This is a genomic window from Halobellus ruber (genome assembly GCF_014212355.1).
GTDB lineage: Archaea > Halobacteriota > Halobacteria > Halobacteriales > Haloferacaceae > Haloquadratum > Haloquadratum rubrum.
The window spans coordinates 199,664-212,197 of sequence record NZ_JACKXD010000005.1 but is presented as its reverse complement, the minus strand read 5'-3'; the positions used below and the strand labels follow the sequence as shown (position 1 = coordinate 212,197).

At 71.3% G+C, this 12,534-nt stretch carries 9 protein-coding genes and 1 pseudogene; 1 reads left to right on the top strand and 9 read right to left on the bottom strand.

Translation table 11 applies throughout. From position 1 onward, the window contains the following. Nucleotides 1-114: 114 nt before the first annotated feature. The 3 genes and pseudogenes from H5V44_RS17300 to cobN all read right to left on the bottom strand — a co-directional run. Nucleotides 115-825 (bottom strand): annotated as a pseudogene (locus H5V44_RS17300) (cobalt-precorrin-7 (C(5))-methyltransferase); the annotation flags it as partial. Beyond that, nucleotides 818-1,447, bottom strand: a complete 630-nt coding sequence (locus H5V44_RS14205) for a precorrin-8X methylmutase (protein WP_246404008.1) — start codon at nucleotides 1,445-1,447, stop codon at nucleotides 818-820. The gene H5V44_RS14205 and the pseudogene H5V44_RS17300, both read right to left, overlap by 8 nt. A 121-nt stretch (nucleotides 1,448-1,568) precedes the next feature. Beyond that, nucleotides 1,569-5,441, bottom strand: coding sequence for a cobaltochelatase subunit CobN (cobN, locus tag H5V44_RS14200; protein WP_185193793.1), 3,873 nt, complete (start codon nucleotides 5,439-5,441; stop codon nucleotides 1,569-1,571). Between the two features lie 47 nt (nucleotides 5,442-5,488). On the opposite strand from cobN, the gene H5V44_RS14195 reads away from it, so the two are divergent. Then, a complete protein-coding gene (locus H5V44_RS14195; RefSeq protein ID WP_185193792.1) occupies nucleotides 5,489-7,636 on the top strand; it encodes a VWA domain-containing protein in 2,148 nt (715 codons plus the stop codon). A 14-nt stretch (nucleotides 7,637-7,650) separates the two neighbouring features. On the opposite strand, the gene H5V44_RS14190 is transcribed toward H5V44_RS14195, so the two are convergent. From H5V44_RS14190 to cobJ, 6 genes are read right to left on the bottom strand one after another with little or no spacing between them, the layout of a single operon-like run. Further along, nucleotides 7,651-8,895: a PQQ-binding-like beta-propeller repeat protein gene (locus H5V44_RS14190; RefSeq protein WP_185193791.1), complete on the bottom strand. Its 1,245-nt coding sequence runs from the start codon at nucleotides 8,893-8,895 to the stop codon at nucleotides 7,651-7,653. A gap of 2 nt (nucleotides 8,896-8,897) precedes the next feature. Continuing rightward, nucleotides 8,898-9,275 carry a DUF3209 family protein gene (locus tag H5V44_RS14185; RefSeq protein ID WP_185193790.1) on the bottom strand — a complete coding sequence of 126 codons (378 nt, stop codon included), beginning with the start codon at nucleotides 9,273-9,275 and terminating at the stop codon, nucleotides 8,898-8,900. A 33-nt stretch (nucleotides 9,276-9,308) separates the two neighbouring features. After that, complete coding sequence (locus H5V44_RS14180; protein ID WP_185193789.1) at nucleotides 9,309-10,535, bottom strand: CbiX/SirB N-terminal domain-containing protein; 1,227 nt, start codon at nucleotides 10,533-10,535, stop codon at nucleotides 9,309-9,311. Beyond that, on the bottom strand, nucleotides 10,532-11,221 hold the full coding sequence (locus H5V44_RS14175) for a cobalamin biosynthesis protein (RefSeq protein WP_185193788.1): 690 nt from the start codon (nucleotides 11,219-11,221) through the stop codon (nucleotides 10,532-10,534). Before H5V44_RS14175 ends, H5V44_RS14180 begins: the two co-directional genes overlap by 4 nt. After that, nucleotides 11,218-11,496: a ferredoxin gene (locus H5V44_RS14170; protein WP_185193787.1), complete on the bottom strand. Its 279-nt coding sequence runs from the start codon at nucleotides 11,494-11,496 to the stop codon at nucleotides 11,218-11,220. The genes H5V44_RS14175 and H5V44_RS14170 overlap by 4 nt, the downstream gene beginning before the upstream one ends. Before the next feature lies 1 nt (nucleotide 11,497). Next, on the bottom strand, nucleotides 11,498-12,532 hold the full coding sequence (cobJ, locus tag H5V44_RS14165) for a precorrin-3B C(17)-methyltransferase (protein WP_185193786.1): 1,035 nt from the start codon (nucleotides 12,530-12,532) through the stop codon (nucleotides 11,498-11,500). Between the last annotated feature and the right edge of the window lie 2 nt (nucleotides 12,533-12,534).

Genomic DNA, 12,534 nt, shown 5'->3' with positions numbered 1-12,534 from the left:
CCCGTCGCTGTCTCCCGATTCCGGCGCCGCACCGCCGTCGCCTCTCGGTTCCGGCGTCGGCGCCCGGACGACGAGCACCGAGAGGTCCGAGTATGGAGTCGATTCCTCGCCCGTACCGCCGGCGGACTCCCGGAGGTCGCCGAGGGTCGTCCGGGTTGCGCGCTCGTTCTCGTGCGTCAGGCGCTCGTACACCACGGCGTCGAGAGCGGGGTCGGTCCCCGAGTTGACGAGCAACGCCGCGATGTCGCCCGGCATCCAGTCGAACGGTCGGGGCAGCACCAGCAAGTGCCTGTCGCCGGCGGCGGCGACGAGCCGGTCGAGGTCGGCGTCGAGGTCGCCGCTCCTGTGGAGCGTGACGAACTCGGCGTCCTCCATCGGCGTCCGCGCCCGACTCGCGGCGATCTGCAGCGACGAGATCCCCGGGATCACCCGTACGGGCGCGTCGACCGCGCGTTCGACCTTCCCGAGGAACTGATACCCCGAGAAGTTGGGGTCGCCCATCAGGACCGCGACCCCGCGGTCGCCCGCGGCGACCCGCTCGGCGAACGTCTCCAGGGTCTCTCCCTCGTCGCGGTACCCGCAAGTTAGCAGGTCTGCGTCGGTCTCCGTAGAAATAAACTCGACCACCGTTCCGAACCCGACCACGACGTCGGCATCGCGGATCGCCGCGGCCCCACGTCGGGTGAGGTAGTCGGGGTTGCCAGGGCCGATTCCGACCGCGTACACCGGGGACACGTCGGCGGCCGGCGATCCCGACGGCTCCGGCGACGCGGCAGCGAACGCCGCGGGATCGGGGCCGGCGTCGAGATCGTATTCGTCACTCATTGGCGTCGATCTCCGCTTCGCCGTCCCGGGCGTCGCTTGCAACGTGGATCAGTTCGTTGGTGAGCGCCGCCGCGAGCCCGCTGCCGCCGCGCGTCCCGACGTGCGTCACGGCGGGGACGCCGTACTCGGCGGCGACCGTCCTGACTCGCTCCCGACTCTCCGTGGCCTTCACGAACCCGACCGGCGTCGCCACCACGACCGCCGGCCGGGTGCCATCCGCGATACAGTCCGACAGCGCCAAGGCGGCGGTGGGCGCGTTGCCCACGACCGCGATCGCGCCGTCGTAGACGCCCCGCTTGTCGAGTTCCAGCACCGACGCCGCGGTCCGGGTCATTCCGGTTTCGGCCGCGAGTTCGGCGCCCTCGCCGATGGCCTTCCGCACCTCGCAGTCGTGGCCGCGGCCCGTGATCCCCGCCTTCGCCATCGTGATGTCGGTCACGATCGGCCGCTCGTCGAGGACCGCGCGGGCGCCGGCGGCGACGGGGTCGTTGTGGAACCGCAGCAGGTGCTGGAAGTCGGGCGAGCCCGTGGCGTGGACGGCCTTCTGCCGGAGGCGGTCTTCGAGCGTCTCCTCGGGCACGAACGACCTGACGATGTCCATACTCGTCTCGGCGATGTCCATCGCCTCCGACGTGGTCGCGCCGAGGTCGGCGTACGCCTCGTCGGGGTCGTCGCCGGCGGTGCCAGTGTCGGTGTCGCCGGCGGTGTCAGTGCCAGCATCCGCACCGGCCTCGGCGTCGGCGTCAGTCATCCGAGACCGCCTCCTGTCGCCCGGCGGCGTCGGCTTCGAGGTCGCCCTCCACCGAGAGGTTGATGTCGCGGAGCCGGTCTTCGGTCTCGCGGTCGGCGTCCCAGAGGTCCCGGTCGATCGCTTCGAGCAGGGTGCCGGTGATGCTCTCAAGCGCCCAGGGGTTCACGTCGCGGAGCCACTCTTGCCTCTCGTCGTCGAAGGCGTAGGCGTCGGCGACCTCGGACCAGAGCGTGTCGCTGACGACCCCGGTGGTCGCGTCCCACCCCAGCGCCACGTCGACGGTGGTCGAGAGGTCGCCGGCGCCCTTGTAGCCGTGCTCCTCCATACTGTCGAGCCACTCGGGGTTGAGCACCCGTGCGCGCATCGTCTTCCGGACCTTCTCCTCGTTGGTGTAGACGTCTATGTTGTCGGGGTCGCTGGAGTCGCCGACGTAGGCGGCGGGTTCGGCGTCGGCGAGTTCCCCGACCGCGGAGATGAACCCGCCGTGGAACGCGTACCAATCCGAGGAGTCGAACTCGTCTTGCTCGTCGGTGTCCTCGATCTTGACCGTCGCCTCGACCGACGAGAGCCGCCGCTCGAAGCTGTCGTGTGATTCGCTGACCTTGCCACGCTTCCCGAGGGCGTAGCCGCCCCACTGGACGTACACTTCTGCCAGATCGGAGCGGTCCTCCCAGTTACCCTCGTCGACGGCCTTGTTCGTGCCCGCGCCGTAGCCGCCCGGCTTCGTGGTGAACACGCGCTGGGCGGCGAGCGATTCGGCCTCGTCGGCGTCGACGCCGTCGGCTTCGAGCTCCTCGGCCTCCTGCTCGACGTGTTTCTTGACGTAGTTCATCTCGTAGGGTTCGTCGAGGTCGACCACGGCGTCGACGGCGTCGTGGATCACGCTCGCCGCCTGCGGGAACGCGTCGCGGAACAGCCCCGAGACGCGGGTGGTGACATCGATCCGCGGGCGGTCGAGGTCGTCGAGCGGGATGGGCTCCACGCCGTCGACGCGGCCGGCGTCGGTCCAGACGGGTTCCACGCCCATCAGCGCGAGCACCTGCGCGATGGTCTCACCGCGGGTCCGAACCGTCGGCGTGCCCCACGCCACGACGCCGATCTCCTCGGGGTATTCGCCCTCGTCTCGCGGGTCGCTTCGCTCCCCGCTCGACTGTTCCGCGGCGCTCCGCGCCGCGCTCTCCTCGTAATGCCGCTCGGCGACCCCGTCGGCGACCCGCCTGCCCACGTCCCACGCCGTCTTGGCGGGGACCTTCCGCGGGTCGAGGGTGTAGAAGTTCCGCGCGGTCGGCAGGAGGTCGACGCCGCCCCGCGTCGGCGCGCCGCTGCCGCCCGGCGGGACGTGCTCGCCGTTCAGCGCCTCCGCGGTGCGGGGGATCTCCTCCGCCGCGCCCGCGACCCGCGGCGCGGCTTCGTCACAGATGAATTTCAGTACGTCCCGGAGGTCCTCGTGAGCGCCCGGATCGGCCCGCGCGTCGCCCAGCGGGTCGATGTCGACGACCAGCAGGTTCATGTTCACCTCGTCGTCGGGGCCGGCGTCGGCCTCCGAGGCCGGCACGTCGAACTCGCGGGCCGCGAGTTCCGAGACGAGTTCGAGTGAGGTCTCGTGGACGCGGTCGGCGGCCTCCGAGAGGTACAGTCCGAGGTCCTCGTCGTAGGCGCCGGGTTCGTCGAGCATCCGGTCGTAGTCGACCCCGAGCACGCCCGCGACGCTCTCCCTGAGACTCGGCGCGCCGGGGTTTTCGAGCCGCGTGAGCGCGACCAGGTACTCGACGAGGCGGTCGTCCGCCGGGGGCTCGCCCATCGTGTGCAGCCCCATCCGGATCTGGGTGGTCTTGACGTCGGTGAGGTACTCGTGGATCCGCTCGACGAGGTGCTCGAAGTCGGCGTCCGCGGCGGACTCGATCCCGAGGTCGGTCGCGAGATCCAACTCGGCGACGACTTCCTCGATCCGCTCGCGGAGGTGCTCGCCGTCGTCGGCGCGGGCGTCCTCCATTCCGGCCTTCCGGTACTCGCGGACGAGTTCCTCGAGGCTCGCGAGGTCGTCGTAGACCCCCGCCGAGCGCATCACGGGCGTGAGGTAGTCGACGATCGCGGCGTACGATCGGCGCTTGGCCTGCGCGCCCTCGCCGGGGTTGTTGACGATGTACGGATAGACGTTGGGGAGGTCGTCGATCAGCTGGTCGGGGGCGCTCGCGCCATCGAGCCCGACCGTCTTGCCGGGGAGCCACTCCAAGCTGCCGTGGGTGCCGAGGTGGACGACGGCGTCGGCGTCGTAGGCGTTCCGGAGCCACGCGTAGAACGCGTAGTAGTCGTGCGGCGGCTGGAGGTCCGAATCGTGGTACACCTTCGAGGGATCCATCCCGAACCCGCGGGGCGGCTGGACCGTCACCAGGACGTTGCCGTACTCGACGCCCGGGATCGCGAAGGGACGGTCCGGGGGGTCGCCCCACTCGTCGGTCACCTGCTCCCGGAACCGGTCGTCCGCGTCCGCGAACCACTCCGCGTACTGGCTCGGTGAGACGGTATCCACGCTCAACTCCGCCACGTCCTCGGGGGCGACCCACCGGGAGTCCAGCGTCAGTTGCGAGGTCAGTCGGTCGATGAGTTCCGCGCCGTCGGTCGGGGCGCCGTCGACGGCGTACCCGCGGTCGTCGAGTTCCGCAAGCAGGTTGACCGCGCTCTCGGGGCTGTCGAGCCCGAACGCGGTCCCGATCCCGTCGTCGCTCGGCGGGTAGTTGTGGAGGACGACCGCCACGTCCTTCTCCTCGTTGGGGAGATGGCGGAGCTCGGCCCAGTTGACCGCCAGCCGCGCGACGTGGTCGATCCGGTCGTCGATCGGGAAGTGCTGTTTCGGCGCGCTCCCGATGCCCGCGGCGTCGTCCATCCGCTCCTTGCCGCTGATGGGGTGGGTGATGACGTTGCCGTCGAACTCCGGGAGCGCCACCGACAGCGCCAGCTCGAACCCCATCACGCCGGTGTCGCTCGCCTCGTACCGGGACGCAGAGCGCATCGTGGTGATCGCCTGGAGCACGGGCACGCCGAGTTCGGTCAGGAACACGTCCTCGGCGCCCTCCCCCTCGTCGGCGGCGTCGCGGCCGCGCTCGCTCATCGACAGCGCGAACATGAACGAACTCACGACCGCGTCGACGACCGGACCGTCGTCGTCCGCGAACCACTCCCGGGCGACCCACTCGGCGTTTTCCTGCCCCTCTTCGTCGGTCGCGGGGTTGCAGAACGCCGGGAGGACGTTCGCGCCCTGGGCCTCCAGCGCTCGGACCAGCCCGTCGACGTACCGTGTGTTGGCGTGGGTCCAGTGGGACTCGTAGAACCACACCCCGATCGTGGGCTTGTCGGGATGGTGGGTCTCGCGGAGTTCCTCGTAGCTCGCGCCGGGATGGTCCGGATGGTAGACGCCCTCCGTGGGGAGGTCGACGGGGTCGTCGTAGTCAGTATCGACGGCGGACCCCTCCCCATACGTGGCCGCGAGGAACCGACAGCAGTTCGCGAGGTTCACCACGCCGCCGCGGTCAAGGTACTCGTAGACCTGCTCGCGGTCGTCCTCGGAGACGGTGGTGTCCTCGACGGCGTAGGCGTCGCCGGTGGAGTTCACGATCAGTGGTACGCCCGCCTCGCGGAGCCGCTCGACGGCGTGGTCGTACCCCGGCATACTCCCCTCGCCGCCGTGGAGCCAGAGGACGACCGCGGTCGCGGATTCGAGATCGTCGACGAACGCGTCGACGTCGGTCCCGTCGTCGAGGTCCGCCTCCGAGCGCACTTCGAGGTCGATCTCCCCTATTCGGTCCGCCGCCGCCTGGACCGCGCCCAACTCGTTTTCGGTCGCGGTGTAGAGCCCGATTGTCGGCATCGATGATAAAGCGTTATTGTCCTACTACAAGTAAGCTTTCACAACCGATGGCCCGTCGTCACACGCCGTTTCCCGCAATCGTCGGCCAGCCGGAGTTGAAACGGGCGCTTTTGGCCGTCGCAGCCGACGACGCGCTCGACGGAGTTCTCGTCCGTGGGGAGCGCGGGACCGCGAAGTCGACCGCCGTACGGGCGCTCGCGGAGTTGCTTCCCGACCAGCGCGCGGTGGCGGACTGCCCGTACGGGTGTCCGCCTGACGACCCCGAGCGACAGTGCGACTCGTGTCGGGAACGGACGGACCCCCCGATAGAGACCCGATCAGTTCCGCTCGTGACCCTGCCGCTCGGCGCGACCCGCGAGCGGGTTGTGGGGACCCTTTCGGTTGCGGACGCCCTCGACGGCGACGCGGAGTTCGATCCCGGCTTGCTTGCGCGGGCCAATCGGGGAATCCTCTACGTCGACGAGGTGAACCTGCTGGACGACCACTTAGTGGACGTGCTCCTCGATGCGGCCGCGAGCGGCGTCAACCGGGTCGAGCGCGACGGCGTGAGCGTCGACCACCCCGCCGAGTTCACCCTGATCGGGACGATGAACCCCGAGGAGGGCGAACTCCGGCCACAACTGCGGGACCGGTTTGCGCTCCAGACGACCGTTACGGCCAGCGACGACCTCGACGACCGCGTTGCGATCATCGAGCAGGCGCTCGGGGCGGACGACGCCGGCGAGTCGGAGTCGCTTCCGGACCGCTACCGCGGGGAGACCGACGCCCTCCGCGAGCGCCTCCTGCGGGCACGGGAGCTGGTCTGCGAGGTCGACCTCCCCGCGGAGTTCAAAGCCGATATCGCGGAACTCTGTCGGGACGCGGGGGTCGACGGCCATCGGGCGGACGTCGCGACCGCCCGGACCGCCCGCACGCTCGCCGCGCTCGACGGTCGGTCGAAGGTCATCGAGTCCGACGTCGAGGAGGCGGCGTCGCTCGCGCTGCCGCACCGGCTCCAGCGGCAGCCGTTCGACGACGCGCCGGACGTCGACGACGTGCTCGACGAGCAGTTCGGGGAAGACGAGGGGGATGATCAGGGTGACCGCGACACGGGGAGTGGCACGGACGACGACGCCGGGGGGGACGGGAACGACGGCGACGGGGGTGACACACCGTCCGACGAAGCCTCGGGGGACGGCGGCGGGGGTCGCCCCGCGGACGACCCCGATCCGGAGGGTGAGGACAGTCCCGATAACGGCGGGGAAGCCGCTCCCGACCCCGGAGACGACCCCGCGCCCGGTGAGGGAGCCGACGATCCCGACGCCGCGGACCGACCGACGGGCGCGTCGGCGGACGCGACGCCGGACGACGGGGAGTCAGGCGGCGACGAAGGGACCGATCCCGACGGGACGGCCACCCCCCTGGTCCCCGGTGAGCGCCGGGCCGAGGTCGGCGACGCCGCGGCGCCGCCGGTGGACGGAGTCGAAACCGAAGCGGCAGACGCGGACGGGGGTTCCCGCGTGGGCGTCGCCCCCTCGGCGGAGGGACAGGGGTCCCGCGTCCGGACGGAACGGGCGACGCCCGACGGCGACATCGATGCCGCGGCGTCTGTCCGGGCGGCCGCAGCGGACGGTCGGGATCGGGTCACGGACGAGGACCTCCGGACTTCGGTCAGGGCGGACACGGCGGGCGCACTCGTCGTGTTCGTCGTCGACGCGAGCGCGTCGATGCGGCCCGCGATGCGCGAGGCGAAGGGCACCGTCCTGTCGCTGCTCGAGGGCGCCTACCAGCAGCGCGACGAGGTGGCGTTCGTAGCCGTCGCGGGCGACGACGCGGAGGTGTTGCTCCCGCCGACCGACAGCGTCGCGCTCGCGGCCCGGCATCTGAAGGAACTGCCCGCGGGCGACCGGACGCCGCTACCCGCCGGGCTCGACGCCGCGGGGCGGCTCCTGACCGGCGAGGACGTCGACGCCGGCGTCGTGGTCGTGGTGACCGACGGCCGCGCGAACGTCGCCGGCGAGGGGAAGAGCCCCACGGAAGCGACCCGGGCCGCCGCCCGCCGGCTCGCGGCCGCCGATCCGCTGGTCGTCCTGGTCGACGCCGGCGACGACGGGGCGGGCGTGACCGGCATCGTCGAGCGCGAGACCGACGCGGCGCGGATTCCGCTTTCGGAACTCTCGGCCGAGCGGGTCGCCGACGCGGTCGGGGATCGGTAGCCACCGCCCCCCGGCTACCAGCCGCCGGTTCCGACCGACCACGCACGTAGCCGGTGGGACCCGCGTGTGACGTCCTCGTCGTGATACGCGACGGGTTCCTCCACGGCAGCGAGCGTCTCCGCTCCGATCGCCGCGCTCGATGCGATACCGGGAACGGATCGCTCCGCGAGGTGTCCGCCGCAGGCGTCGAAGACGTGGACCGCGTGAGTGTCGGCGTCCCGTCGCCGGAAGTGCTGGGCGGACGGCACGGCAACGTGGGAGCCGGACGCCGACACGTCCCGCGCGAAGCCGCCGATATCGTGCGTCCACGCAACGTCGCCCCCATCGACCGCCGCCACTGTGTGCTCGCCCGGGTGGCGGGCGTCGGGCTCGCGGGTCGCTTCCGCGAACGTGTTCCCGGTCACGAAGACCGCGGCGCCGTCGGCCGCGAAGACGTGATTTGGGTACGTATAGACGGTCTCGCTCCCGACGGACCGGGGGCTCCCGAGGTCGACCACCCACTGTTCGGTTCCGTCGGGGCCGAGCAAGTAGCCGCGCTTGTCGGCGTGGCTCGCGACCGCAACCGCGCCGTCGGCGAACGCCACGTCGCCGACTCGTCGATCGCCGGGGGCGTCGGGATCCCACGACAGGACCTGCTTGCCGGTTGCGGCGTCGAGGACGACGAGCCCGTCGCCGGCCCGTGGTCGCCTGTTGTACGCGACCGCGACCCGCCCGGCGTCGACGTCGACCGCGACCGGCGAGGCGTCGGCGATATGTCGCCACCGCACCGCGCCGTCGGGGGCGATTCCGAGGACGGCGCTCGACCACGACCGCTCGCCGCCGGGTCGTTCGTAGCGCCTGATCGCGGCGACGATGACGTCGTCGCCGGTGGCCGCCCCGCCCGCGATGCCGACATCGACCACGTACGGTCGAGCGAGCAGCGAGTCGGCCGCCGCTGTCCCGACCTCGTCGGCCGCCGCGTGCGTCCACTGCGGCGCCCCTCCCTCCGACGACACCAGGGAGACGGCGGCGTCGGCCCCGCGGGTCCCGACCGCGACTCGGTCGTCGGCTGCAGCCAGTGAGACGACGTACCCCGATCCCGTGTCGGACGACCACTGCTCTTCGAACCCGGTATCCGCGCCAAACGCAGTCACCCGACCGTCCGGCCCGCCGACGAGGACGGTCCCCTCGGCGACGACCACGGCGGACCGGGCCCAGTTGTGGCGGCTCCGTGCGGGGTCGAGCCCGCCGAGCGGTCGGCGGATTCCCTCGGCGAGCATCCCTACTCCTCGACCGGGAACGTCTCGTGGAGCGTGTGGTGGGCCTCGCCGAGGTCCTCGAGGAGGGAATCGGTATCGGCACGGAGCCGCCGAAGGCTGGCCGCGGCGTCGCGGACGGCGACGACCCGGCCGCGGAGGTACGCGCCGTCGCGGTCGGTGGCGTCGGCCGCCATCGCCTCCTCCTCCAACTCCAGGAGGGCGGCGTCGAGGTGCCGCTCGGCCTCGTCGAGGGTCGACGCCTCGGCGAGCGCCGCGATCGGGCCGCCCGCCTCCAGGGCGTCGCCGAGTTCCGACTCGGCGTGCTGGCGCACGCTCTCGTCGGTGGTTCCGGTGACGTTCATCAGTGCGAGTCTGAGCGCTTCGAGTTCTTCACAGGCCATTGGTGTTCTCGATGGGTGGATGTCGGTGGGTAGTCATAGCGTCTGGTGGACGAGATCCGACACGATGGTGTCGTCTTCGAGGTGCGAGGAGACGACCCGATCGGCGTCGTCGGTGGTGACGCCGCCGTACCAGATCCCGTCCGGGTAGACGGCCACCATCGGGCCGTCGCCGCACTGCCCCAGACAGGAGCTTCTGGTGATCCGGGCGTCGCAGTCGGCGTCGCGGGCGCTGTTCCGGAGTTCCTCCATCACCGCGGTCGCGCCGCTCTCGGCGCAGGTCTGGTTGGTGCAGACCGCGACGTGTTTTCCGGGGGCGTCGTGGGTGTGGGGGTCGTCGTCGACGTCGTCGCGGTCGGCGTGCTCGGCCTCGTGGACGAGCGACCGGAGCATCGCGCGGGCGCCGCCCTTGTCCTCTTCGTACCCCGAGAGTTCGACCTTGTACTTGCAGGTGTCACACGACATCTCGACGCTGTCGGAGCGCGCCTCCCGCCATCGGTCGGCGAGCACGTCGACCACGCGATGGTCCGTCCCGAGCGGGTCGCCCGCGCCGGCCGCGACGTACGGGTACTCGTCGTCGAACTCCTCGGCGGTGTCGACGATCCGCCCCGTCAGCACCCCGTCACCGAGCATGTACGGAACGACCGCGATCGCATCGGGGCGGTCCTTCGCGACCGCGTGGAGCGTGTCGTCGAGTTCCGGCGTTGTGACCCCGATGAACGAGGCCTCCACCCGGCCGAGGTCGCGGCCCTCGTAGAGCAGCCGCGCGAGCTTGTGGACGTCGGCGTTGGAGTCGGGGTCGCTGGAGCCGCGGGCGCAGACCACGACCGCGACGTCGTCCTCGGCGCGGTCGACGCCGAGATCAGCCTCGACAGAGCGCACCCGGTCGTCGAGCAGGTCGACGAGCGAGGGATGGACGCCGAGGTGCGACCCGTACCGGATCGTCACCCCGTCGTGGCGGGCACGGGCGGTCTGGACCGCGAGCGGAATGTCGTTTTTGACGTGGCTCGCGCCGAACAAGGAGAGCGGAACGACCGTGAGCCGGCGGCAGGTCGGCGCGAGCGTCCCGATGGCGTCGGGGATCGCCGGTTCGGCGAGTTCGAGGTACGCGGCGTCGACCGGGATCTCCAACTGGGATTCGAGGTCCGCGGCGACCTCGCGGACCTGTTCGTTCGACTTCTCCCGGCGGGAGCCGTGGCCCACCACGAGTACCGCGTCGTCGTCGAGCGGCGCATCGATCTGGGGGGCGTTATCGACGCTCATCCGTCAGGAGCCTCCGGTTCGGAGTTCAGCTCGGCCGCCCGTTCGAGGCTCCCCTCCAGCTTCCGCCGACGCGTCGGCGCGAACAGGTCCCGGTCGTCGCTGCCGTCGTAGACCCACTCGCCGAACGCGCCCGCGGCGTCGTCGTCGATCCCGAACCAGTAGCCGCCCGATGAGGTCTCCGATATCTCCCCGGTCGGCGCGTCGACGGGACAGGCCGCGAGCAGCCGGTCGACCGTTTCCAGGAGCGCCCGGTCGTCGTGGACGAACGAGATCCCCACGACGCCGGCGGCGGACTTGAAACAGACCGTCCCGCAGCTCTCCAGCAGCCCGCGCAGGAGTTCCCGGCGGTGGTCCGCGAGCGCGCTGAAGCGGTAGCCCCCGCCGTCGCCGTCGGTCGGCAGCCCGAACGCGGCGCTGCCCTGCGCCGCAACGCCGCCGGAGACGGTCACCGTGTACTCGTCTTCGGCTTTCGTGAGGTCGGTGTCGTGGGCGTACGGGCGTTCGATCCGGTCGTGGTCGATCTCGCCGCCACCAGCGATGGCGGCGAGCCGGTCGGCGCAGGTTTCGTCGGGCGTCTCGACGGTGATCCGTTCGCGGCCGACGTCGCCGGCGCCGGCGACGTGGCCCCAGAAGTACGCGGTGTCGGGGTGGCTCGCGAGCAGCCCCGACGGGGCGGCCTCGCTCACGCGTCGCCCTCCCGTGCCGCGTCCGTCGACTGCGCTGTCACGTCCTCACGGACCGTGATCGCGCCCGGCGGGCACGCCCGCTCGGCCAGCGCCGCCGCGTCGGCGTCGCCCTCGAAGGTCGCGATCACGCGCTCTTCGGTCCGCTCGACGTCGACGACCCCCGCCGCGTCGGGGTCGACCGTCGCCAGCCCCGCCTCGTCCTCGGCGAACCGGTCGTCGTGGACGAGACACGCGAAGATGCCGTCGCACGCCGCCCGGTCGATTTCCACCCGCATCTCAGTAGTCGTACTTCCGCTCGTAGCCCCGCGGCGTCACCATCCGGTCGTCCCAGACGTAGGTGTCGCCGTTGCCAACGAGCAGCGTGGTGGTCATGTCCACCAGGTCGGTCTCGCCGAGGTCCGGCAGCTCGCCCAGCTCCGCGATCGCGACCTCCTCGTCGTCGCGACCGGCCGCGTGGACGATCCCGACGGGCGTCTCGGGGTCGCGGTGCTCCAAGAGGATCTCACAGCAGGTCTCGTAGTTCGACCGGCGCTTCCGGCTCCAGGGGTTGTAGATCGCGATGGTGAACCCCTCGGCGGCGACCGCGTGGAGCCGCGACTCGATGGTCTCCATCTCGGTGAGGTGATCCGAGAGGCTGATCGAGACCGTGTCGTTGACCAGCGGCGCGCCGAGCCGCGCCGCACACGACTGGGCGGCCGGGACGCCGGGGACGACCTCGAAGTCGACCGCCGACGCGGTGCCGCCCTTGGATTCGAGGATCTCGAGCGCCAGCCCACCGAGGGCGTAGACGTTTGGATCGCCGCTGCCGACGATCGCGACGTCGTTGCCCGAAAGCGTCCGGTCGATCGCCTCCTCGGTCCGGGAGACCTCCCCGCACATCGGCGTGGAGTAGATCTCGTCGGCACCCTCGACGATGTCGTCGGGCAGGAGGTCGATGTAGGTGGTGTAGCCGACGATCTGGTCGACCCCCCGGAGCGCGGACTTCGCCCGCGTGGTCATCCCGCCGGGTTGTCCGGGGCCGAGGCCGACCGCGACCAGGCGGCCGGGGTCGGCGTCGAAGTCCGACGCCGCCGCGGCGACCTTCTCGTCGGTGGTTGAGGAGGCGCCGCCGCACTTCGAGGAAGACGATGAACTCGACGACGACCCCCCGCACTTCGAGGTCGACGACGACGAGGTCTCGGCCGCCGCGACCCCGCCGTCGGGTTTCGCGTCCCCGTCCTCTGTCGCGCTGTCCGTCGCGCCGCACGTCGGTTCTGTGTCGGTGCTGTCCGTCGCGCCACACGTCCGTTCGGTGTCAGTTTCGTTGCTCATTC